The organism is Streptomyces nojiriensis, assembly GCF_017639205.1.
Taxonomy (GTDB): domain Bacteria; phylum Actinomycetota; class Actinomycetes; order Streptomycetales; family Streptomycetaceae; genus Streptomyces; species Streptomyces nojiriensis.
Genome location: NZ_CP071139.1, coordinates 5299957 through 5320943, shown reverse-complemented (window position 1 = coordinate 5320943; position 20987 = coordinate 5299957). Strand labels below are relative to the sequence as shown.

21 protein-coding genes are annotated in these 20987 nt (G+C 72.7%); 10 read left to right on the top strand and 11 right to left on the bottom strand.

What is annotated here, in order from left to right; translation table 11 throughout:
• Positions 1 to 15: 15 nt before the first annotated feature.
• A complete protein-coding gene (locus JYK04_RS24875) occupies positions 16 to 375 on the bottom strand; it encodes an NADH-quinone oxidoreductase subunit A (protein WP_030010013.1) in 360 nt (119 codons plus the stop codon).
• A gap of 886 nt (positions 376 to 1261) precedes the next feature.
• Here JYK04_RS24875 and JYK04_RS24870 point away from each other — a divergent pair.
• Positions 1262 to 2098 (top strand): C40 family peptidase, encoded by an 837-nt coding sequence (locus JYK04_RS24870; protein WP_189733489.1) that lies wholly within the window; start codon positions 1262 to 1264, stop codon positions 2096 to 2098.
• A gap of 346 nt (positions 2099 to 2444) precedes the next feature.
• On the opposite strand, the gene JYK04_RS24865 is transcribed toward JYK04_RS24870, so the two are convergent.
• The gene (locus tag JYK04_RS24865; protein WP_189733491.1) at positions 2445 to 3407 is read right to left on the bottom strand and encodes a hypothetical protein; all 963 of its coding nucleotides are present in this window, start codon (positions 3405 to 3407) and stop codon (positions 2445 to 2447) included.
• A 29-nt stretch (positions 3408 to 3436) separates the two neighbouring features.
• On the bottom strand, positions 3437 to 3847 hold the full coding sequence (locus JYK04_RS24860; RefSeq protein WP_189733493.1) for a hypothetical protein: 411 nt from the start codon (positions 3845 to 3847) through the stop codon (positions 3437 to 3439).
• Between the two features lie 334 nt (positions 3848 to 4181).
• On the opposite strand from JYK04_RS24860, the gene JYK04_RS24855 reads away from it, so the two are divergent.
• The 5 genes from JYK04_RS24855 (at position 4182) to JYK04_RS24835 (ending at position 8483) form a co-directional block, all read left to right on the top strand.
• Positions 4182 to 4556 carry a hypothetical protein gene (locus tag JYK04_RS24855; RefSeq protein ID WP_189733495.1) on the top strand — a complete coding sequence of 125 codons (375 nt, stop codon included), beginning with the start codon at positions 4182 to 4184 and terminating at the stop codon, positions 4554 to 4556.
• On the top strand, positions 4553 to 6139 hold the full coding sequence (locus JYK04_RS24850) for a peptidoglycan-binding domain-containing protein (RefSeq protein WP_229874989.1): 1587 nt from the start codon (positions 4553 to 4555) through the stop codon (positions 6137 to 6139). The genes JYK04_RS24855 and JYK04_RS24850 overlap by 4 nt, the downstream gene beginning before the upstream one ends.
• Positions 6136 to 6909 carry an ABC transporter ATP-binding protein gene (locus tag JYK04_RS24845; RefSeq protein WP_189733497.1) on the top strand — a complete coding sequence of 258 codons (774 nt, stop codon included), beginning with the start codon at positions 6136 to 6138 and terminating at the stop codon, positions 6907 to 6909. The genes JYK04_RS24850 and JYK04_RS24845 overlap by 4 nt, the downstream gene beginning before the upstream one ends.
• Positions 6906 to 8126, top strand: coding sequence for an ABC transporter permease (locus tag JYK04_RS24840; protein WP_229874990.1), 1221 nt, complete (start codon positions 6906 to 6908; stop codon positions 8124 to 8126). The genes JYK04_RS24845 and JYK04_RS24840 overlap by 4 nt, the downstream gene beginning before the upstream one ends.
• A 69-nt stretch (positions 8127 to 8195) precedes the next feature.
• Positions 8196 to 8483 carry a hypothetical protein gene (locus JYK04_RS24835; RefSeq protein ID WP_189733499.1) on the top strand — a complete coding sequence of 96 codons (288 nt, stop codon included), beginning with the start codon at positions 8196 to 8198 and terminating at the stop codon, positions 8481 to 8483.
• Positions 8484 to 8492: 9 nt separating this feature from the next.
• Here the strand turns inward: JYK04_RS24835 and JYK04_RS24830 are convergent, their stop codons facing one another.
• Positions 8493 to 9776, bottom strand: a complete 1284-nt coding sequence (locus JYK04_RS24830) for a geranylgeranyl reductase family protein (protein WP_189733501.1) — start codon at positions 9774 to 9776, stop codon at positions 8493 to 8495.
• A 97-nt stretch (positions 9777 to 9873) separates the two neighbouring features.
• Here JYK04_RS24830 and JYK04_RS24825 point away from each other — a divergent pair, with 97 nt between their 5' ends.
• Entirely contained in the window at positions 9874 to 10401 is a 528-nt protein-coding gene (locus tag JYK04_RS24825) for a GNAT family N-acetyltransferase (RefSeq protein WP_189733504.1), read from the top strand.
• 90 nt (positions 10402 to 10491) lie between these two features.
• Here JYK04_RS24825 and JYK04_RS24820 read toward each other — a convergent pair whose 3' ends face one another.
• Together JYK04_RS24820 and JYK04_RS24815 are read right to left on the bottom strand one after the other, a co-directional pair.
• Positions 10492 to 11421, bottom strand: a complete 930-nt coding sequence (locus JYK04_RS24820; protein ID WP_189733506.1) for a glutaminase — start codon at positions 11419 to 11421, stop codon at positions 10492 to 10494.
• 5 nt (positions 11422 to 11426) lie between these two features.
• Complete coding sequence (locus JYK04_RS24815; RefSeq protein ID WP_189733508.1) at positions 11427 to 12119, bottom strand: demethylmenaquinone methyltransferase; 693 nt, start codon at positions 12117 to 12119, stop codon at positions 11427 to 11429.
• Between the two features lie 274 nt (positions 12120 to 12393).
• On the opposite strand from JYK04_RS24815, the gene JYK04_RS24810 reads away from it, so the two are divergent.
• Positions 12394 to 13296: a DUF3152 domain-containing protein gene (locus tag JYK04_RS24810; RefSeq protein WP_189733510.1), complete on the top strand. Its 903-nt coding sequence runs from the start codon at positions 12394 to 12396 to the stop codon at positions 13294 to 13296.
• 46 nt (positions 13297 to 13342) lie between these two features.
• Positions 13343 to 13747 (top strand): response regulator transcription factor, encoded by a 405-nt coding sequence (locus JYK04_RS24805; RefSeq protein WP_189733512.1) that lies wholly within the window; start codon positions 13343 to 13345, stop codon positions 13745 to 13747.
• On the opposite strand, the gene JYK04_RS24800 is transcribed toward JYK04_RS24805, so the two are convergent.
• From JYK04_RS24800 to JYK04_RS24785, 4 genes are all read right to left on the bottom strand, one after another.
• Positions 13716 to 14360, bottom strand: a complete 645-nt coding sequence (locus tag JYK04_RS24800; RefSeq protein WP_189733514.1) for an imidazolonepropionase-like domain-containing protein — start codon at positions 14358 to 14360, stop codon at positions 13716 to 13718. The genes JYK04_RS24805 and JYK04_RS24800 overlap by 32 nt on opposite strands.
• 16 nt (positions 14361 to 14376) lie before the next feature.
• A complete protein-coding gene (mqnC, locus tag JYK04_RS24795; protein ID WP_033224154.1) occupies positions 14377 to 15576 on the bottom strand; it encodes a cyclic dehypoxanthinyl futalosine synthase in 1200 nt (399 codons plus the stop codon).
• Positions 15577 to 15654: 78 nt separating this feature from the next.
• A complete protein-coding gene (locus JYK04_RS24790) occupies positions 15655 to 17511 on the bottom strand; it encodes a serine/threonine-protein kinase (RefSeq protein WP_189733516.1) in 1857 nt (618 codons plus the stop codon).
• A gap of 206 nt (positions 17512 to 17717) precedes the next feature.
• The gene (locus JYK04_RS24785; protein WP_030012117.1) at positions 17718 to 18581 is read right to left on the bottom strand and encodes a menaquinone biosynthetic enzyme MqnA/MqnD family protein; all 864 of its coding nucleotides are present in this window, start codon (positions 18579 to 18581) and stop codon (positions 17718 to 17720) included.
• A 237-nt stretch (positions 18582 to 18818) separates the two neighbouring features.
• On the opposite strand from JYK04_RS24785, the gene JYK04_RS24780 reads away from it, so the two are divergent.
• On the top strand, positions 18819 to 19022 hold the full coding sequence (locus tag JYK04_RS24780; RefSeq protein WP_030012116.1) for a cold-shock protein: 204 nt from the start codon (positions 18819 to 18821) through the stop codon (positions 19020 to 19022).
• A 189-nt stretch (positions 19023 to 19211) separates the two neighbouring features.
• On the opposite strand, the gene JYK04_RS24775 is transcribed toward JYK04_RS24780, so the two are convergent.
• Positions 19212 to 20933 carry a lytic transglycosylase domain-containing protein gene (locus JYK04_RS24775; protein ID WP_229874991.1) on the bottom strand — a complete coding sequence of 574 codons (1722 nt, stop codon included), beginning with the start codon at positions 20931 to 20933 and terminating at the stop codon, positions 19212 to 19214.
• Between the last annotated feature and the right edge of the window lie 54 nt (positions 20934 to 20987).

The window sequence follows — 20987 nt, the reverse complement described above, 5'->3', positions numbered from 1 at the left end:
GGAAAATTCAGCCCCTCAGTCCCATTCCAGGCCGCCGCGGCGCCACACGTAGGCGTAGGCGACGAAGACGGTGAGCACGAAGAGCAGCATCTCGACGAGCCCGAAGATCCCCAGGGAGTCGAAGGTGACGGCCCAGGGGTAGAGGAAGACAACCTCGATGTCGAAGACGATGAAGAGCATCGCCGTCAGGTAGTACTTGATGGGGAAGCGGCCGCCGCCGGCCGGCATCGGCGTCGGCTCGATGCCGCATTCGTAGGCTTCAAGCTTTGCCCGGTTGTACCGTTTTGGACCGATCAGCGTGGCCATGACCACGGAGAAGATCGCAAACCCTGCGCCGAGGGCGCCGAGCACGAGGATGGGTGCGTACGCATTCACGCTCCTCGCTCCTTCCAGTCGTCCTTGACCGTTGGACCGCTGCCGGCCGGGGGCACCTCCCAGCGACAGCTGGGGGCGTGCGCCGCCCCACGAAGATCACGCCCCCGATCGAGCGCTCGCATGTGAGGCAGTTCACAAGCCGGACTGGTGCGCATCTTATGCCTGCTCGTCTGTGATCTGCGACACGGGCAACAACACCGAGTTTGTGATCTCCACCACCTGACGAACGATCATGAAGCGCGATGAGTGGTGATCTTCATACGCGAAGCATCCGCATGGTTACCAAAGGTGACATCCGAGCTTGTTACCGCAGGTAGAAGGCGGCTCGCCCTATCAAACGATGCCAGGTGCAGGCAAATTGGCAAGGGGGGTGCGGGGGTGATAAAGGGATCGGCGTCCCCCGGTCGGGGGAGCCCGTGTGTACGGAGGTGGACACGGGGCAGGCGCGGGGGTGGATGCGGGGCGGGCGGGAGCGCCGACGGGGGAGCGGAGGGTCACCCGGAGGCGTGTCGACGCCCCCGCCGCCGCCGGCCCGGGGGACCGTGCGAGTGCGTGCATCCGTTCACGAACCTCTCGGCACGCTCACAGGAAGGTCACGGGAGGGGCACAGCGTCCGCATGACGTGACACGGCTGTGACCTGCGCCACTCCGAATCGAGCCTTCCGAAAGAGGGCTTGGCCATCTGTGCGGAGTGATGGTAGGTCAAGGATCAATTAGGACTTAATACCGAAACCCCATGATCACAGCCTTGTGAGGGCCTGTCCGATTCGCCCGTTACGGCGTCAATAAGAAGTCGGACGCGCCCGGTTCGCGCCTTTCTCGCGCAACTGTGGCGCACCCCACGTTTCTTGAAGGGAACCCGGACGCCCTGATAGCGGTTGTCCTCATGTCCCACACCGCTCACATACCCAGCCACCGGAAGCCCCGCCGCAGCGCCTCGAAGCTCGCGGTCCGCGCCGGAGTTGCCGGTGGCGTCCTCAGCACCCTGGCCATGGCCGGCACCGCGAGCGCGTCCCCGTCCGCCGAGCCCGTGGCCGAGACGACGCTCGAAATGCCGGTCCTCAACCTGGACCTGGGCGCCGACGTCTCCTCCGCCGTCACCGTGGCCGCCGAGAACACCCGTCTCGCGGCCGTCGAGGGCGAACTGACCGCCCAGGAGGAGAGCGCCCGTACCGGCGCCGCCGCCGAGGCGAAGCAGGCCAAGGAAGAGGCCCAGAAGAAGGCCGACGCCGAGAAGGCCGAGAAGACGGCGAAGGAAGAAGCCGTCCGCAAGGCCGAGGCCGAGCGCTCCAGCCGCAGCTCCGACCGCACCACGCTGAAGAGCACCGCCGCCCCGCAGGGCACCGGCACCGTCTCCGCCCCGGCCACCGGCTCCGCCGCGGCCATCGTCAACTTCGCCCGCGCGCAGGTCGGCAAGGCGTACGTGATGGGCGGCACCGGCCCCTCCTCGTTCGACTGCTCCGGTCTCGTCCAGGCCGCCTACCGCCAGGCCGGCGTCACCCTGCCGCGCATGTCCCAGGCGCAGTCCTCGTTCGGCACCTCGGTGTCGCTGGACGCCCTGCAGCCGGGCGACATCCTGTACTGGGGCTCCAAGGGCAGCGCGTACCACGTCGCCATCTACGTCGGCGGCGGCAAGTTCGTCGGCGCGCAGAACCCCAGCACCGGCATCGTCGAGCGCAACCTCAGCTACGACAAGCCGACTGGCGCCGTCCGCGTCCTCTGAGCACCGCTCGGACCGGGGCACCAGGCAAGGCCGGGAGACACGCCTAGGTCGTCTCTTTCGGATCTTGTCGGCCGAGCCCGCGGCGTCCGGTGCCATGGGGCCTCCCCAGGCCCGCCAGGGCCGAGGGGAAGCATGGCAAGGCGGAGGAGCGCACCGTGTACTGGACGAACTCGGGCGCCCCGACAACGCGGCCAGGTGCGGTGCCGGGCGTCGCGGGCCCGGCAAGATCCGAAAGAGACGGCCCAGGGGCCGGTACTCCCCCGCTCGGGGGCGGAGTACCGGCCCTGGGGCCGTTCTTCGTGCTTCCGGGCCGTCAGGGGGTGCCCCGGGGCCTCCCGGGCCCTTCTCAGGCCAGCGAGGCCGCCAGCTTGAAGCGGGCCTCCCGCTGCTCCCTGTAGAGCGCGAGCGTCTCGGCGTGCTCCTCGACGAGCCGCTCCTGGTACGCCTTCTCGACCGCGCCCCAGATGCCGACGAGGTTCACCTCGCGCTTGCACGCGACATCGGCCTTGGCCGCCGTCACGGCCTTCGGACCGCCCGGGGCGTCCTGCAGGCCCAGCTTCTCCACGACGTCGTACGGCGATTCGATCCCGGCGTATCCCGCCGCGGCCATGCATGACGACCACTTCCCGAGGGCGTCGACGACCCGGGAGTCCTGCCGGGAGCGGTCGTGCGCCTCCGAGGCCAGGCCGAACGCGAACATCAGGTCCACGCTGTCCTTGGTCGGGGCGTACAGCTTGCGGAACCCCTCGCGCCCGCACCCGCCGGCCGGCACCTTCTGCCCGGCCGCCGTCAGGCCGCTGTCCACCAGCGCGGCCTCCTCCTCGGAGTTCGCGTCGGGAGCCGTGCCGCCCTGGGCACCCGGCCGCTCGCCGTTCATCACGACGTACGCGCTGTCGCTCAGCTGCGGGGCGGCGGGCTTCGCCGGGCTCCCCGCCCCCGCCGACTTGTCGTACCCGTGGGCCGCCGCGTACGCCGGATCGGCCAGGCCGAAGAGGTACGCGTGCCGGTCCTCGGCGCCGGCGCCGGGGGCCTCGGCCGCGCGCACGCCCTCGTAGGTGAACCCGTACCGGGCCATGCACCGGGAGACCAGGGCCTGCTGGACCCGGCCCATCCGGATCCGCTCGGCCTCGGTGTCCGTGTACGCGTCCATCGGGAGGGACAGCGCGGCCGTCGCCGGGTTCACCTCGACGGGGCCGAGCTCCGGTTCACCGCCCCCGGAGCCGCCGGTCCCTGCGCAGCCGGCCAGGAGGGCGGCCGACAGCAGAGCCGCGGCCGGGGCGGCGGGCCGGCGGCGCCGGGAGGTGTCCATCGCGTGGCACTCCTTCTGCTGGTTCCGGACTACGGGTGGAGGGTGTACTTGGCCGAGCTGATCTTGTTCTTGAAGTTCGCCGAGGCGTTGCCCGCGTAGTTCGACGGGATCTCCCCGACGTTGCCGCCCAGGTCCTTGTCGGTGCCGACCTTCCAGGCGTAGACGTCCCGGTTCCGGTAGGACTCGGTGGTGTCGTTGATCCAGTTCCCGCTGGCCGAGCAGGAGCCCTGGTACTTGTCGTCGCTGAAGTTCACGTCGCTCGTCACCAGGTCGAAGACGCAACCGGACTGGTTCTGCCAGTAGAAAAGCCCGAACTCCTGGTTCTCCAGATTTCCGTCGCGCCCCCAGGCGGTCGCCGGACCCGCGGTTCCCAGCAGAATGGCACCCACCGAAACGGCGGCGACGCAGCCGGCCGTCAGCTTGCTCATTGCGTTGCCCATCACGCTTACCTCACTCTTCGGGTGGAGATCGGGGCTGTTCGGGCGGACCGGGGTGGCGCATTTCCGCCCGGCAGGGGATTCAACAGCGAACCCCCTGCCGGTTCAAGCTCCTTCTCAGCTGATGGATCGTCAACTCTCTTGTCCGATAGGTAACTTGTCCTGCCCGACCACAGGTCCCTACTATCTGGCGCGCGCTCCCCCACCCGTCGTACGGATGCGCCCGATCCACTCCTACCGACGCAAGGGGAAACCCGTCGTGCACGCGAGATATCTGCCCCCTCTCCTTCTCCTGTGCATTTCACTGACGGGATGCGGGGGCGGCGACAAAAAGCCTGTGACGAGCGACAGTCCGCCACCCACCGCGGAGGAAATCGCTTACTACGACTGCCTGAAGAAGCAGGGAGTGGCGATCGTGTACACGGAATACGGTGCTCCGCGCGAGGACAAGTCGAGGCCCTGGAACGACGAGGCGCACAAGACCTGCGCGCCGATGCTGCCGCCCCCGCCGAAGCCCCAGCCGGCCGCGCCCGTCCGGATCGCCGCCGCGCAGCAGGAGTCCGCGTGCCTGCGGGCCGAGGGCATCTCCTGGTACCCGGACCCGGACCCGGTCACCGGCCAGATCGACGAGCGCAAGGGCACTCCCGAACAGTGGAGCTCGCTCAAGCGCGACCACCTCGACGCGTTGAAGAAGTGCCGGCCGGAGGGATGAGCGGACCGGAGCGGCTCGTGGGGCAGCCCGAGAACCCGGCCCCGGACCCGGACCCGGCGGTCCCCGAGGACGACCGCGGCGGACTCGCGCGCGGGCGGCGCGTGGTGCTCGCGCTCGTCGGCGGGGCCGCGCTGATGGCGGTCGGCGGGCTGCTGGCGACCACGCTGGTGAAGTCCCCCGCGCAGGTGGCCGCGGAGACCGGCCCGCCCGCGCAGGGGCCCCTGACCGCGGACGTCGAGCGGCGGGTGCTCGCGCAGACCGTGGTCATGCGCGGGACGGTGGTCGCCGACCAGAGCGTCGCCGTGTCCCCGCAGGGGGTGCGCTCCGGCGAGGGGACGGGCGCGGCCCTGGTGACGAAACTGCCGCTGAAGGCCGGGGACCCGGTCACGGCGGGGCAGCTGATCGCCGAGGTGTCCGGGCGTCCGGTGTTCACCCTGCACGGCGCGCAGCCGATGTACCGAGACCTGAAGCCCGGGGCCACCGGCGACGACGTCGCGCAGCTGCAGCGGGCCCTGCGCGAGCTCGGGCACGGGACCGGCGGCGACGCGACGGGCGTCTTCGGGGCCGGTACGAAGGCCGCGCTCGCCGCCCGCTACCGGGCCGTCGGGTACGAGCCGCTGCCCGCGGTCGCCGACGGGGGCGCGGCTCTCAGGTCGGCGCGGGATGCCGTGCGGTCCGCGACGTGGGCCCTGGAGGACGTGAGCGGCCCCACCGGCTCCGTGGGCGCGCCCGCGGAGGGCGGATCCGGCAAGGGCGGGGCGACGCCGGGCCCCGGCGCGGCGGCCAGCCCCGGCGCGGCGGCCAGCCCCGGCTCCGGCCCCCGTCCCGGCGCGGGCTCCGGCCGGGAGCTCGCGCGGGCCCGGCAGGCCCTCGGCGAGGCCCAGGCCGCGCTCGCCGCCGCCGAGGCGGCCGACGGGCCGATGCTGCCCGCCGCCGAGAGCGTGTTCCTGGGCTCCTTCCCGGCCCGCGTCAGCTCCGTCGGCGCCCGTGCGGGCTCCCCCGTGTCCGGGCCGGTGCTCACGCTCTCCGGCGGCGAGCTCGTCGTCGAGGCCTACCTCAAGGACGACAAGCGGCAGCTGCTGCGTGCCGGGATGACCGTGGTGATCTCCTCCGAGCTCGCCGGCACCGATGTCCGCGGGAAGGTGGCGCTCGTCGCCACCGAGCGGTCCGCCGCGCAGCCCGCCGGACCGCAGCCGCAGCCGGACCCCGGCCAGAACCCCAAGGGCGGCGGGAGCGGTGGCCCGGGCGGCGGCGCCGACCTCGGCTACCGGATGGTGGTCCGCGCCGACCAGCCGCTGCCGGCCGGCTTCGCCGGGCAGGACGTCCGGCTGACCGTCGAGTCCGCCGCCACCGACGGCGAGGCGCTCGTCGTCCCGGTCACCGCCGTCTCGGCGGGCGCGGACGGACGTACGGTCGTCACCGCCGTGTCCGCCGAAGGCACCCAGCGGCGCATCGAGGTACGGACCGGCACCCGCGGCGACGGCTTCGTGGCCGTCACCCCGGCCCAGGCGGGCGCCCTCGCCGCCGGGACCAAAGTGGTGATCGGGGTCGCGCCCCGCGAGACCCGGGGAAAGACCGGATGAAGCTCCTGTCCCGACGGACCCGGCCGTCCCTGCCGTCCCGGCAGCCCTCCGGCGGCGAGGGCGGCGGCGACGGCGACGGCGACGGCGGAAAGGGCACCGGCGAAAGCCCCGTGATCGAACTCCGCGGGGTCGGTCTCACCTACCCCGGGCCGCCGCCCGTCGAGGCCCTGCACCCCTGCGACCTGACCGTCCGGCGCGGCGAGTTCGTCACCGTCGTCGGCCCCTCCGGCTCCGGGAAGTCCACCTTCCTCAACGTCGCCGGGCTGCTCGACTCCCCCACCAGCGGCCGGTACCTGCTGGACGGGATCGACACCGCGGCCCTCCCCGACCGGGAGCGCACCGCCCTGCGCGGCCGCCGGATCGGCTTCGTCTTCCAGTCCTTCCACCTCCTCCCCCACCGGTCCGCCCTGGAGAACGTCGCCCTCGCCATGCTCTACACCGCGGTCCCGCCCGCCCAGCGCCTCGTACGGGCCCGCGAGGCCCTCGCCCGGGTCGGTCTCGGACACCGGGCCGGCGCCGTGCCCGGCCGGCTGTCGGGCGGCGAGCGCCAGCGGGTGGCGATCGCCCGCGCCCTGGTCGGGCGCCCCTCGCTGCTGCTGTGCGACGAGCCGACCGGCAATCTCGACTCCGTGAACGCCGCGTCCGTCCTCGGGCTGCTGGACGAAGTGCACGGCGCCGGGATGACCGTCCTCGTCATCACGCACGACCCCGGGGTGGCCCGGCGCGGCGCCCGGACCCTCACCATCCGCGACGGGCGGCTGGATCCGTGAGCGCCGTCGCACCCACCCGGCTGGCCGTGCGCGACGCCCTGGCCGAGGCCGTCGCCGGGATGCTGCGCCGCCCCGGCCGGGCCGTGCTCACCGCCCTCGGCACCGTCCTCGGCGTGGGCAGCTTCGTGGCGGTGCTCGGCCTCACCGCCACCCTCTCCTCGCAGATCGACGCCAGGTTCGACGTCCTGACCGCCACCGAGGTCGGCGTCGAGGACGTCGCCGCCCAGCAGGACGAGTTCGCCGGGACCGGCTTCCCCGCCGACGCCGAGCAGCGGCTGCGCGCCGTCGCGGGCATCGAGCACGCCGGGGTGCTGTGGACGGTCCGGCTCGATCCGCGCACCGCCGTCGCCACCCTGCCGTCCGGCGCCGGCGACCCGGCCACCGGCGCTGCCGTCGTCGCCGCCTCCCCCGGTGCCGTCGCCGCCCTCGTGCCGACCCTCCAGCAGGGCCGGCTCTACGACGACTTCGCCGAGCGCGGCCACGAGCGCGTCGTCGTCATCGGCAGCGGGCTGGCCACCCGCCTCGGCATCACCACGCTGGCCACCCGGCCCGCCCTCTACATCGGCCAGGAGCCCTTCACCGTGGCGGGCATCGTCACGGACCTCCGGCGCCGGCCCGAACACCTGATGTCGGTCCTCGTCCCGCGCTCCACCGCCGAGCAGCTCTGGGGGCCGCCCCCGCCCGGTGCTGCGACCATGCTGATCTCCACCCGGCTCGGCGCCGCCCGCCAGGTCGCCGGCCTCGCCCCGCTCGCGCTGCGCCCCGACCACCCCGAGTACCTCAAGGCCGTACCGCCGCCCGATCCGCGGACGCTGCGCTCCGGCGTCACCGCCGACCTGAGCGCGCTCTTCCTGCTGCTCGCCGGGATCTGCCTGGTCGTCGGCGCGGTCGGGATCGCCAACACCACCCTGGTCGCCGTACTGGAGCGGACCGGCGAGATCGGGCTGCGCCGGGCGCTCGGCGCGCGGGGGCGGCACGTCGCGGCCCAGTTCCTCACCGAGTCGGCGGCCCTGGGGGGCCTCGGCGGCCTGGTCGGGACCTCGCTGGGCGAGCTGACCGTGGTCGCCGTCGCCCTCGCCCGGGACTGGACCCCGGTGATCCATCCGGTCACCGTCGCCGCGGCCCCGCTCGCCGGGCTGGTCACCGGGCTGCTGGCCGGGCTCCATCCCGCCTGGCGGGCGGCCCGTGTCGAACCGGCCGAGGCCCTGCGAAGATAGCGGGAGCGCGCGCCCGACCCTCGGGGCCGCCCCGACCCGCCCCGACCCGCCCCTGGAGCTGGTGGTCCCGTGAACCCGAAGCCGTACCCGTCCCACGGCGCCGGCGACCCGACCGCGGTCCCGGCCGCGCTCGGACTCGGCCTGCTCGCGGTGGGCGGCTGGCTGCTGACCACCGCCCGCCCCTGGCACAAGCCCGGCCACCCGCTCACGCTGGGCCTCGGCTGGACCGCCTCGGGGGCGCTGCTGGTGTGCGGGCTGGTCCTGCTGGCCAGGTGCGTCCGTACCGTCCACGGCCGCCCGGAGCCGGACGCGGACGTGCCCGCCCCCACCGAAGCGGGCACGGGCACGGACGACTGACCGGTCGGCTCAGGCCTTCGGGGCCACCTTCGAGAGGCCGTTGATGATGCGGTCCATCGCGTCGCCGCCCGTCGGGTCGGTCAGGTTGGCGAGCATCTTCAGGGTGAACCGCATCAGCACCGGGTGGGTCAGACCGCGCTGGGCGGCGATCTTCATGACCTTCGGGTTGCCGATCAGCTTCACGAAGGCGCGGCCCAGGGTGTAGTAGCCGCCGTAGGTCTCCTTGAGCACCTTCGGGTAGTTGTGCAGCGCCAGTTCCCGCTGGGCGGGGGTGGCGCGGGCATGTGCCTGCACGATGACGTCGGCCGCGATCTGGCCCGACTCCATGGCGTACGCGATGCCCTCGCCGTTGAACGGGTTGACGAGCCCGCCCGCGTCGCCGACCAGCAGCAGGCCCTTGGTGTAGTGCGGCTGCCGGTTGAAGGCCATCGGCAGGGCCGCGCCGCGGATCGGCTGCGTCATGTTCTCGGGGGTGTAGCCCCAGTCCTCCGGCATGGAGGCGCACCAGGCCTTGAGGACCTCGCGCCAGTCCAGCTCCTTGAAGGCGGAGGAGGAGTTGAGGATGCCGAGGCCCACGTTGGAGGTGCCGTCGCCCATGCCGAAGATCCAGCCGTAGCCGGGCAGCAGCCGGTCCTGCGCGCCGCGCCGGTCCCACAGCTCCAGCCAGGACTCCAGGTAGTCGTCGTCGTGCCGCGGCGAGGTGAAGTACGTCCGCACGGCCACGCCCATCGGGCGGTCCTCGCGCCGGTGCAGGCCCATCGCCAGGGACAGCCGGGAGGAGTTGCCGTCGGCCGCGACGACCAGCGGGGCGTGGAAGGTGACCGGGGTCTTCTCCTCGCCGAGCTTCGCGTGCACGCCGGTGATGTGGCCGGTGCGCGCGTCGCGCACGGGCTCGCCGACATTGCAGCGCTCGTACAGCCGGGCTCCGGCCTTCTGCGCCTGGCGGGCCAGGGTCTCGTCGAAGTCGTCGCGCTTGCGGACGAGTCCGTAGTCCGGATAGGAGGCGAGTTCCGGCCAGTCCAGCTGGAGCCGCTGGCCGCCGCCGATGATCCGCAGACCCTTGTTCCGCAGCCAGCCGGCCTCTTCGGAGATGTCGATTCCCATCGCCACCAGCTGCTTGGTGGCGCGCGGGGTCAGGCCGTCGCCGCAGACCTTCTCGCGCGGGAACGCCGTCTTCTCCAGCAGCAGGACGTCCAATCCGGCCTTGGCGAGGTAGTAGGCGGTGGTCGAGCCGGCGGGCCCGGCCCCGACGACGATCACGTCCGCGGAGTGTTCGGAGAGGAGCTCGGTCACTGCGGGATCTCCCGAAGGCTCGATATAGGGTGCCAGGCGGCACCGGACATGTGCAGTCTATGCAGCGAGAGAGATCGCGATCCGAAGGGTGCCTCCGATGACCACCTCGCCGACCCGGCCGCTTCCGGCCGTTCAGCTCCGCGTGCCCACCGACGAGGACGCGCACGCCTGGCACGCGGCCTTCGCCGACCCCGACGTGATGGAGTTCCTGGGAGGTCCCGCGGAGCTGTCCGCGTACGAGGAGTTCACTGCGCGCCAGCGCATGCACGACGCCCAACTGGGTTACTGCCTGTGGACCCTGGTGGACGCGCAGGGCGCGGTGATCGGCTTCACCGGCGCCCAGCCGTGGCCCCGGGAGAAGGAGTGGGGCCCGGTCGGGGAGATCGAGATCGGCTGGCGGCTGGGTCGCTCCGCGTGGGGCCAGGGCTACGCGTACGCCGCCGCGCTCGCCACGCTGGAGCGGGTCCGCGCGGCCGGTGTCCCGCACGTGGTGGCGATGATCGACGCCCGGAACGCGCGTTCGGTGGCGGTGGCGGAGCGTCTGGGCATGACCCTGGCCGAGGAGTTCACCACGCCGGGCGGCAATCCGGCGCGGCGCTACGAGCTGGCGCTCGGCCGGGGCTGACGGGCCGCTGCGCGGAGCCGTCTCCCCGCCCCGCCCCGGACCCCGCGCCTCAAACTCCGGCGAGGCTGGAATGCCCAGCCCCTCCGGCGTTCAGAAAACGGAAAGCCCGGTGAGCGTCGTGAAGCGGTCGAGGGCGGCCACGCCCGCCACCGAGTTGCCCCGGGCGTCCAGGCCCGGGCTCCACACGGCGAGGGTGCACTGGCCCGGGACGACGGCGACGATGCCGCCGCCCACCCCGCTCTTGCCGGGCAGCCCGACGCGGTAGGCGAACTCGCCCGCCGCGTCGTACGTCCCGCAGGTCAGCATCACGGCGTTGATCTGCTTGGCCTCGCTGCGCGTCAGCAGCCGCGTGCCGTCGGCGCGCAGCCCGTGCCGGGCCAGGAAGCGCCCGGCGCGGGCCAGGTCGGCGCAGCTCATCTCGATGGAGCACTGCCAGAAGTAGTGCTCCAGCAGCGCGGGCACCGGGTTGTCGATGTTCCCGTACGAGGCCATGAAGTGGGCGACGGCCGCGTTGCGGTCGCCGTGCTCCTGCTCGGAGGCCGCGACCTCGGCGTCGAAGCCGATGTCCGGGTTCTGGCTCTCCTGCCGCAGGAACTCCAGCAGCTCGCTGCTCGCGTCGCCCGTCAGGGTCTGGAGCCGGTCGGTGACCACGAGGGCGCCCGCGTTGATGAATGGATTGCGAGGAATGCCGTTTTCGTACTCCAGCTGTACGAGTGAGTTGAACGGGTTGCCGGAAGGCTCCCGGCCGACCCGTTCCCACAGGCTGTCGCCGCCCTCCGCCAGGGCCAGGGCGAGCGCGAAGACCTTGGTGATGGACTGGGCGGAGAAGGGGACCCGCCAGTCGCCCACCCCGAAGACGTTGCCGTCGAGGTCGGCGATGGCCATCCCGAACTGCCGCCGGTCCACGGAGGCCAGCGCCGGGATGTACTCGGCCGGGGTGCCGCTGCCGATCAGCGGGGCGATGTCGGCGGCGATCCGCTCCAGCAGGGGCCCGTAGTCCGTGGGCGCGACGTCTGGCACGGCGGTCAGTCCTTGATGCCCCGGTGGAGCGCGACGATGCCGCCGCTGAGATTGCGCCAGGCGACCTTGGACCAGCCGGCCTTCTGCAGCAGCGCGGCCAGCGCCGGCTGGTCGGGCCATTCGCGGATGGACTCGGCGAGGTACACGTACGGGTCGGGGTCGGACACCACCGTGCGGGCCACCGGCGGCAGCGCCCGCATCAGGTACTCCGTGTAGACCGTGCGGAACGGCGCCCAGGTGGGCTGCGAGAACTCGCAGATGACGACCTGCCCGCCGGGCTTGGTCACCCGGTACAGCTCGCGCAGGGCGGCGTCGGTGTCCTGGACGTTGCGCAGCCCGAAGGAGATCGTGACGGTGTCGAAGGCGTCGTCCTTGAACGGCAGCTTCGTCGCGTCACCGGCGGTCAGCGGCAGCCAGGAGTGCTTCTTCTTGCCCTCCATGAGCATGCCCAGGGAGAAGTCGCAGGGGACGACGTACGCGCCGGTGGCGGCGAAGGGCAGCGAGGAGGTGGCGGTTCCGGCGGCCAGGTCGAGGACCACGTGCCCGGGGCGCGCGCCGACCGCCTTGGCGACCTCCTTGCGCCACAGCCGGGCCTGGCCCAGCGAGATGACGTCGTTGGTGAGGTCGTATTTCGCCGCGATGCCGTCGAACATGGAGGCGACTTCGTGCGGCTGCTTGTCCAGGGAAGCCCTTGTCACTGGCGTTCGCCCCTCGGTGTGCGATGCGGATCGGCGGGTACGCACCCATCCTCTCAGGCCCCGCCCCCCGCGAGCCGCGGGGGCTCCGCCACCCCGGCACCCCCGGCCCCCCTTCCCATCGGACGGGTGTCGGAAACTGTTCCGAAGGACAGTTACGCCGCGCCCCGGCGGACACGTTGACTGACAGGGTGCGGCCCGGTGAGGGTCACCCACCGGATCGGTGACCGAATCGTGGCCGGTCCGGCAGCGGCCGCCGCGAACAGGAAGCTTCACGATGCCGCCAGGCCATTCCACCGGTCGCTCAAGCCGCACCAGCCCGCGCGCCCAGCGCCGGGCGGAGCGGCGCAAGCGGCTGCGGCGCACCATCCTCCTCGGCTCGGCGGCACTGGCCGTGGTCTCGGCGACGGCGTACACGCTGCTGCCCCAGGACGACGACGCGAAGGCCGCCGCGGGCCGGGCCGCGGCCAAGCCGGACCCGACGGCCGGGGAATCCGCCGACGGTTCCGCGAACGCGCTCCCGCAGGGCGGCCAGGAGTCCCCCTCCCCGCAGCCGTCCGCCTCACCGGCGGCGCCTCCCCCGGCCTCGCCCACGCCGTCGCCCGACGCCGCGACGCCCGCCCAGCCGGGCGCCTTCAAGGCCTCCACCACCGCCGGCAAGGCGCAGGGCAAGGGACCCGCGCGCCGCTGGCGGATCGAGGTCGAGGACGGCAGCGGGGTCGACCCGGAGTCGGCCGCCCGCTCGGTCGAGGCGATCCTCGGGGACCGGCGCGGCTGGACCCAGGACCCGAAGTACGGCTTCCAGCTCGTCGGGGCGGGCCAGCCGGTCGATTTCACCATCAAGATCGCCACGCCCAAGACCACCGACCGCCTGTGCGAGGTGGTCACGCCCGAGCTCATCGGCGAGACCAACTGCAGCACGGGGCACACCGTCGTGGTCAACCTCAAGCGCTGGCAGGAGGGTTCGCCGCAGTTCGACGGCTCGCCCGAGGAGTACCGGGCCCTGATCGTCAACCACGAGGTCGGGCACGAGCTCGGCCGCGGGCACGAGACCTGCCCCGCCCCCGGAAAGCCCGCTCCGGCGATGATGCAGCAGATCAAGGGGCTCCTCGGCTGCAAGTCCAACGCCTGGCCGTACGACGCGAAGGGAACCTACCTGTCCGGTCCGTCCGTCCCATAGGGGGAGAGGCGGCCACAGGACGGGCGCCCGGGGGCTAGGAGAAAACGTGCGCGTCGTCAGCTTCAGCGTCCCGGCGTGGTTCCCCTCGTACGAGGAGCCGGGCGCGGAGGAACAGGCGCCGCACGAGGACGTGCCGGGGGCCGCCGTGCCGGACGGCACCGCACCGGACGGGGACCGGCCCGCCGAAGCCCAGCTGACCGAGCAGGAATCGGCGGTGTTCCTGTGCCTGGCCACCGGCGCCTCCAACCGGGAACTCGCCGTCGAGCTTCAACTCTCCGTCAGCACGGTCAAGTTCCACGTGGTCAACATACGGGCGAAGCTGGGCGGCATCAGCCGCCTGCAGGCCTGCCTGCTGGCCGCCCTCGCCCGGGAGGACACCCGGCGCGCCGAGGACACCGCCCGCGGCGGGGAGAGCGGGCTCAGCGGCGGCGGTGGAGCAGCCGCCCGCTGATGACCGTGGCCACGCACGTGGTCGCACCCCGCTCCAGCAACTCGGCCCCGTCCGCCACCGCGAAGACCGCGAAGCGCGCCGGGACCCCCGCCTCCAGGATCCCGTGGAAGGCCTCCGCCGCGGCGCCCCGCCCGGCGAAGGGATCCAGTGCGGGCGGCCCCTCGTAGGCGGCGGGCGGCAGGATCGTGAGCCCGGACCGGGACACCGCCGTGCGCACCGCCGGGATCGTGAAGCGGCCGCAGACCGCCACCACGCCGCGGGCCAGCAGCCGCTGCGTACCGCGCCGGGCGCTGTGGCCCCACCGCGGCTCGGTCATCTTCAGCGCCTCCAGCGCGGCCGCCCCCCGGATCGGGTCGGCGCCGAGCTCGGTGACCTCGTACGGGTCGTCCGGGTAGTACGTGCGCTCCAGCAGCTCGTCCGCCCCGCGCACCACCAGCCCCGGGGTGATCACCCCGGGCCAGCGACGGGTCCGGGCGTGCGGGTGGGCCGCGGCGACCTCCTCGTACGGCCCCACGCGGGCGATCCGGTCGCCGTCGACGAGGACCGCACCGCCCGGCAGCGGCGCGGATCCCGGCCCGGGGAGCAGGAGTTCGGCGGTGTGCAGCGTCAGCATCGGTCGGCGGGCGTCGTCAGTTCGTGGAGATGAGCTTCAGCTCGGGGTGCGCCGTTCCGCCTTCGATGGCGGTGGAGGAGATGTGCGAGACCACGCGCTCGTCGACCGGGTCGTTCGCCGGGTCGTCGTGCACGAGCAGGTGCTCGTAGGTCGTCGCGCGCTGCGCCGGGGTGCGGCCCGCCTTGCGGATCAGGTCGATGATCTCCTGGCGGTTGGAGCGGTGCTTGGCACCGGCCGAGGAGACGACGTTCTCCTCCAGCATGATCGACCCGAGGTCGTCGGCGCCGTAGTGCAGCGAGAGCTGGCCCGCCTCCTTGCCGACGGTCAGCCAGGAGCCCTGGATGTGGGCGATGTTGTCGAGGAAGAGGCGCGCGATCGCGATCATGCGCAGGTACTCGAAGATCGTCGCCTGGGTGCGGCCCTTGAGGCGGTTGTTCTCGGGCTGGTAGGTGTACGGGATGAAGGCGCGGAAGCCGCCCGTACGGTCCTGCGTGTCGCGGATCATCGCGATGTGCTCGATGCGCTCGGCGTTGGTCTCGCCGGTGCCCATCAGCATGGTGGAGGTGGACTCCACGCCCAGCTTGTGGGCGATCTCCATGATCTCCAGCCAGCGCTCGCCGGACTCCTTGAGCGGCGCGATCGCCGTGCGCGGCCGCTCCGGCAGCAGCTCGGCGCCGGCGCCCGCGAAGGAGTCGAGGCCGGCCGCGTGGATGCGCTGGATGGCCTCTTCCGCCGAGACGCCCGAGATGCGGGCCATGTGCTCGACCTCGGACGCGCCGAGGGAGTGGATGACCAGCTGCGGGAAGTCCTTCTTGATGGCCGAGAAGTGGTGCTCGTAGTACTCGACGCCGTAGTCCGGGTGGTGCCCGCCCTGGAACATGATCTGGGTGCCGCCGAGCTCGACGGTCTCCGCGCAGCGGCGCAGGATGTCGTCGAGGTCGCGGGACCAGCCCTTCTTGGCGTCCTTGGGGGCCGCGTAGAAGGCGCAGAACTTGCACGCCGTGACGCACACGTTGGTGTAGTTGATGTTGCGCTCGATGATGTACGTCGCGATGTGCTCGGTACCGGCGTAGCGGCGGCGGCGCACGGCGTCGGCCGCCTGGCCCAGCGCGTGCAGCGGCGCATGGCGGTAGAGGTCGAGCGCCTCTTCCTTGGTGATCCGGCCCCCCGCGGCGGCGCGGTCGAGGACAGACTGGAGAACGGCCTGGTCGGTCACCGGTGAGTCACCTTTCGGCGGTGTGTCTGTGTCAAGGTCCGGACCGATCCAGCCTACGCCAGGGTCCGGCGACGGAATTCAGGGGCTGCGCGTGAGGTCGCCTTCGGGGTTTCCGGCCGCGGCGTCGCCCGACTTGTAGTGGAGCGTCCCGTTCTCGTTGAGCGTGAAACGCTCGTCGGCGGAGCCGTTGGAGCACATGCCGGGCGCCGGGTTGGGGCCGGCGGAGGTGTCCAGGACGAGGGAGCGGTCGGTCGCCGCGGCGAGCCTCCAGTCACCGCTGCAATCGGTGCCGAGGATGGGGATGACCGACTTGTCGCGGCCGACGGCGTCACCGACCTTGCCGGCCTTGATGGTGATCTCGAACTCGGTGGCCAGGCGCGTGTGGGCGGTGGTGACCGTGCCCTTCCACGTGCCGATGAGCTCCTTGGGGACATCGGTGCGGGTCCCCTTGGGTGCGGCGCTCCCCGTCGGGGCCGAGGGGCCCGTGGCCGCCGGGGCCGGCGCGGACGCCGAGGTGGAGGGGTGCGCTCCGGCGTCGGCCAGGTCCCGCTCCCTGCCGCCCTGGCCGGGCAGCACGTCCAGCCAGTACAGCCCGCCGGACAGCACCGCCAACGCGGCCGCCGCGGCCAGGACCAGGGTGCAGCTGAACCGCCGCCCGGCCGCCCTGACGGTGACCTGCCGCCCGCCGGAGGGGGTCCGCTGCCCGGGCAGCCCGCCACCGGCGGTCTCGGTCGGCAAGCCGTACGGACCGGCCGTCGGGCCGGAGCCGCCGGTGGGCGCGCTCCCGTACGGACCCGCCGCCAGGCCGGAGCCGCCGGTGGGCGCGCTCCCGTACGGGCCGGCCGTCCCGGGCTGAGCGCCGGGCGAGCCGGGCGGGGCATACGGGCCGACGCCGCCACCGTACGAAGGGTCCGGCGCCCCGAAGCCTGCGCCGGCGGGGGTGTAGTACCCGGCGGTGAAGGGGACCGGGCCCGACGCGGCCTCCGGTGCCGCCGCGACCCCGGCTCCGGCCGGGGCAGGCCCGCCTCCCGCACCGCCCTCGGAGGCATCGGCGTCCAGGTCCAGCAGGGCCACGGCGGCCCGGCTGGCCTCCTCGACCAGCGGCCCGGGCAGCCAGCCGGGCGCGCCCAGCGCCCCGCCGAGGGCCGCCGCGACCGCCTCGGGGGCCGGCCGGTCGGTCGCCGTCTTGGCCAGGCAGGCCTCGATCAGGTCGCGCAGTTCCCCGGCGGGCAGCGCGCCCAGCTCGGGCGGCTCGTGGACCACCTTGTAGAGGAGGGTGGCCGAGTTGTCCCCGGTGAACGGCGGCCGGCCGGTCGCCGCGAAGGCCATGACCGCGCCGAGCGAGAACACGTCGGCCGCCCCGGTGATCCCCTTGCCGAGGATCTGCTCGGGCGACATGTAGCCGGGCGAGCCGACGGATACCCCGGTGGAGGTCAGCGAGGCGGTGCCGTCCGTGGCCCGCGCGATGCCGAAGTCGATCAGCCGCGGCCCGTCGAGGGTGATCATCACGTTCGACGGCTTCACGTCCCGGTGGACGAGGCCCAGGCCGTGCACGGCCACCAGGGCGCGGGCCAGGCCCGCGCCGACGGCCCGTACGGAGGCCTCGGGCAGCGGGCCGTGCGCGGCCAGCGCGCGGTCCAGGGAGGGCCCGGCCACGTACCCGGTGGCCACCCACGGCACCGGGGCCTCGGGGTCCGCGTCCAGGACCGGCGCGGTCCACTCGCCGCCGACCCGCCGGGCCGCCTCCACCTCGCGGCGGAACCGGGCCCGGAACTCCTCGTCGGTGGCGAAATGCGGGTGCACGATCTTGACGGCGACGGTCCGGCCGCCCGCGCTGCGCCCGAGGTAGACCCGGCCCATGCCACCCGCGCCGAGCCGGCCGAGCAGCCGGTAGGCGCCGATGGTCCGCGGCTCACCGGCTTCGAGCGGCTGCATCGCGTCCCCCAATTCCCCTTGATCCCGGGCGCCTTGTGCCGCCCGGCCGAGCAGCAGCCTAGGCGGTGCCGGGACGGGCCGGGGACCGGGCGCGGTCATCCTTTCTGCATTTCCGCCCCCGGGCCGGAAATGCAGAAAGGGCGGGAATTCCCGGTAAACCGCACATCCGCCCGTCCGCCCTTTGGACTACCGCCGGGTAAACCCGGTCAGCACTCCTGGACCACCGTGCTCAGCAGCTCCACGTCGACATCCGCGGGATACCCGGTCGTCGATCCCGTACGGCGTGCGAATTCACGTACACCGGCCAACTGCTCGGGACCGAAGCGGAAGTCGAGCGTCGTGAAGTACCGCTCCAGCAGCTCCGCGTCGAAGGCCTCCCAGCGGGCCGCCTGCTCGGCCACCTTGGTGACCTCCTCCAGGGAAACGTCCCGGGAGGAGAGGAAGGCCTCGTGGACCTCCCGTACGACGGCGGGCTCGCGGGCGAGGTAGTCCTTGCGGGCGGCCCAGACGGCGAAGACGAACGGCAGCCCGGTCCACTCCTTCCACATGTGCCCCAGGTCGTGGACGGTCAGCCCGAGCCGGGGCGCGTCGTGCAGGGAGGCCCGGAGCGCAGCGTCCCCGATCAGTACGGCCGCGTCCGCTTCCTGCATCATCACGCTCAGGTCGGGCGGGCAGGTGTAGTAGTCGGGCCGTACGCCGTACTGCTCGGAAAGCAGCAGCTGGGCGAGGCGCACGGACGTACGGGAGGTGGAGCCGAGTGCGACGCGGGCTCCGTCGAGCTGCTCCAGGGGGACCTGCGAGACGATCACGCAGGACATGACCGGACCGTCGCAGCCGACGGCGATGTCGGGGAAGGCGACGAGCTGGTCGGCGTTGCGGAGGAACTCCACGAGGGTGATCGGGGCGATGTCCAGGTCCCCCTGGACGAGGCGCTCACTGAGTTTCTCGGGGGAGTCCTTGGTCAGCTCCAGGTCCAGCAGAGTGCCGGTTCTGGCCAGCCCCCAGTAGAGGGGCAGGCAGTTCAGGAACTGAATGTGGCCGACGCGGGGCCGGCTGCGATAGACGTCCACATCGCGAGACTAGCGGCCGGGTCCGCGTCAGCCTTGCGGCGGGTCTCAAACGTCCGGGTGACGTGATCTTTCCCTCTGGTCTCGGCCGCAGGGTGCGTGCTAGGCTCGACGCAAGTTGCAGTTTGGTTTCCCTTGCAGTACGAGGCCTGCGGAGAATGTGACCCGCAGGCTTTTGTAGTTTTCAGACTTCTTAGCAGGTTCTGGAGCAGGGCGACCCTTTGGCCCATAGGAGGGCTCATGGCTACCGGAACCGTGAAGTGGTTCAACGCTGAAAAGGGCTTCGGCTTCATCGCCCAGGACGGCGGCGGCCCGGATGTCTTCGTCCACTACTCCGCGATCAACGCCTCTGGCTTCCGCTCCCTCGAGGAGAACCAGACGGTGAACTTCGACGTCACGCAGGGTCCGAAGGGCCCGCAGGCGGAGAACGTCACCCCGGCTTAGTCGCCTGGGCCAACCTAAATCGCGGGTTGGAAAAGCAGTACCCAAGGAGCCCTGTCCCCTCTGCGCGAGCAGATCCGGCAGGGCTCCTGCCTTTCCCCTCTCTCCCCGGCGGGGCGGAGCGGGGCGGGCAACGCAGTGGCCCCCGGCACCGTGGGAACGGTGCCGGGGGCCACTGGCGTACGTACGGCCTCAGGGGCGGGCCGGCGCCTTCGCGGGAACCGGGGTCTTCGTCGGGGTCGTGGGCGTGGTCGGCGTCGTGGCCGGAGCCGTGATCTTGAGCTCCAGGACCAGGGTCACCTTCTCCTTGGTGGTCAGGCGCACGAAGTAGGTGCCCGGGGCCACGTCCGTGGTGAACAGCTCCGGCAGGACGATCTTGCCGTCGGCGCCCGCCTTGGCCAGCAGCCGGCCGAAGACCGGCTTCCCGGCCTCGTCCTTGAAGAACGGCCCCTTCGCGGTCTCCGGGTCCACCGGGACCCACGTGCCGTCCGCGTCCTTCACGACCAGGTCGGCGATGACCTCCGTACCCGCGACGGGCTTCCCGGCGGCGGTGGCGAAGACCTCCACCCCCGTGAAGCTCTTGCCGGCGACCGCCTCCAGCGGCTTCGCGTCACCCGCGCGGGCCAGCTTGTCGGCGACCGTCACCGTGACCTTGCCCTCGAACTGCACGGTGATCCTGCCCTGCGGGTCGTAGGCCGAGGCCCGCAGGGTGAAGGTGCCGGCCTTGGGGCCCGCCTTGAGCCCGGGCGCGGCGGCGATGCCGTCGGCGCCCGCCTTGACCACCAGGGAGTCCGCCGTCCCGAAGAGCGTGCCGCCGGTGGTGTCCCCCTCGACCGCGAAGACGACCTCCTGGTTGACGGCGGGCTTGCCGTCGCTGAGGAGCACCTTGACCTTCGGGACCTCCGCGAAGGCCGCACCGGCCTCGGCCGTGAGGCCGGGACCGCCGAGGAGCGTCAGCTCCGCCAGGCGCGGGGTCGTCGGCTTCGGCTGCTCCGGCGTCGGAGTCGGCGTGGGCGTCGGCTTGGGGGTGGGGGTCGGCGTCGGCTTCGGGGTCGGCGTCGGGGTCGGCGTCACCGGGTTCGACGGCGTGACCGGCACGCGCGGGGTGGGCAGGGTGCCCGGCGGCTGCGTCGGGTAGTCCCCGACGGGCGGGTTCGGCACCTCGCCCGCGCCGCCGGCCTGGTACTGGCGCATGTAGCCGAGCACGGTGTTCACGTACTCGCGCGAGTTGTTGTAGCTGAGGATCGCCTGGTCGAGCTTGGCCGCGTTCGACAGGTCGCGGTCGCCCGCGCACAGGTAGAGGCCCGCGCCCAGTGCCGCGTCGTAGATGTTGTTCGGGTCGCGCTTGGAGTCGCCGTTGCCGTCGGCACCCCAGGTGCGCCAGGTGGACGGGATGAACTGCATCGGGCCGACGGCCCGGTCGTACACCGCGTCCGCGTCCCACTCGCCCTTGTCCGTGTCCCGGATCTCGGCGAAGCCGTTGCCGTCGAGGCGGGGGCCGCGGATGGGCTTCTCGGTGTAGCCGTCCGCCTTGAGCCCGTAGCCCGAGGCGTGGACGGACTCCACCCGGCCGATGCCCGCGAGCAGCTGCCAGGGCAGCTTGCAGCCGGGGAGCGCGGCGGCCACCGACAGCTCGGCACGGTTGTAGGCGTCGAGGGCGGTCGCGGGTATCCCGCTGGCCCCCTCCGGAGCGCCCACCCCGGCGGGCGGCGGGTCGGCGATGATGTCGGGCAGATCCAGCCGGGCGTCACCGCGGTCGGCGGCCTGCGGACTGTCCGGAGTGGGCTCGGACTCTCCCGCGTCGGCGGTCGACGGGCTGGTCACGACCGCGGCGGTGGTCAGGCTGGCCGCGAGCGCGGCCGTGCACAGGACCTTGCGCGAGGTGTTGACGAGGTGGCGGTGAAGCGGCTTCACAGTGCGGCGATCCCCCCAAGGAGCCGTCAAAGGTACATGGCTGGTCGAGCCGTG